Below are 1,067 nucleotides of genomic sequence, written 5' to 3'. Positions count from 1 at the left end.
GTACGGCCGCCTTCACGGATTGCGAAACGCAGACCGTCGTCCATCGCGATCGGGTGGATCAGGGTAACAACCATTTTGATGTTGTCGCCCGGCATTACCATCTCAACGCCTTCCGGCAGTTCGATGGTGCCAGTCACGTCAGTTGTACGGAAGTAGAACTGCGGACGGTAGCCTTTGAAGAACGGAGTATGACGGCCGCCTTCGTCTTTGGACAGGATGTACACTTCAGATTCGAATTTGGTGTGCGGCTTGATGGWRCCCGGCTTAGCCAGTACCTGACCACGTTCGATTTCTTCACGTTTGATACCACGCAGCAGAACACCAACGTTCTCACCCGCACGGCCTTCGTCCARCAGTTTGCGGAACATTTCAACGCCAGTACAGGTAGACTTCGCAGTCTCTTTGATACCAACGATTTCAACTTCTTCGCCCACTTTGATGATACCGCGCTCTACACGACCGGTAACAACGGTACCACGACCGGAGATGGAGAATACGTCTTCGATCGGCAGCAGGAACGGCTTGTCAATCGCACGCTCTGGTTCCGGAATGTAAGAATCCAGGAAGCCAGCCAGTTCGATGATTTTCGCTTCCCACTCTGCGTCGCCTTCCAGCGCTTTCAGAGCAGAACCACGAACGATCGGGGTGTCGTCGCCCGGGAAATCGTACTGAGACAGAAGTTCACGAACTTCCATTTCTACCAGTTCCAGCAGCTCTTCGTCATCAACCATGTCGCATTTGTTCAGGAACACGATGATGTACGGAACGCCTACCTGACGACCCAGCAGGATGTGCTCACGAGTCTGCGGCATCGGGCCGTCAGTCGCAGCAACAACCAGGATCGCGCCGTCCATCTGCGCAGCACCGGTGATCATGTTTTTAACATAGTCGGCGTGGCCCGGGCAGTCTACGTGTGCGTAGTGGCGAGTCGGGGTGTCATATTCAACGTGAGAGGTGTTGATGGTGATACCACGAGCTTTTTCTTCCGGCGCGTTATCGATCTGATCGAATGCGCGAGCAGCACCGCCGTAGGTTTTAGCCAGTACGGTAGTGATGGCAGCGGTCAG

At 54.7% G+C, this 1,067-nt stretch carries 1 protein-coding gene; it reads right to left on the bottom strand.

Annotation, left to right across the window (positions count from 1 at the left end; genetic code table 11):
- Window positions 1-1,067 (bottom strand): elongation factor Tu (gene tuf / locus KE671_RS22525; RefSeq protein ID WP_206164791.1); only part of this gene is annotated, 1,067 nt, incomplete at both ends.

Origin of the sequence: Citrobacter amalonaticus (assembly GCF_018252635.1) — a bacterium.
GTDB lineage: Bacteria > Pseudomonadota > Gammaproteobacteria > Enterobacterales > Enterobacteriaceae > Citrobacter_A > Citrobacter_A amalonaticus_E.
This window is presented reverse-complemented; position numbering and strand designations above follow the sequence as displayed.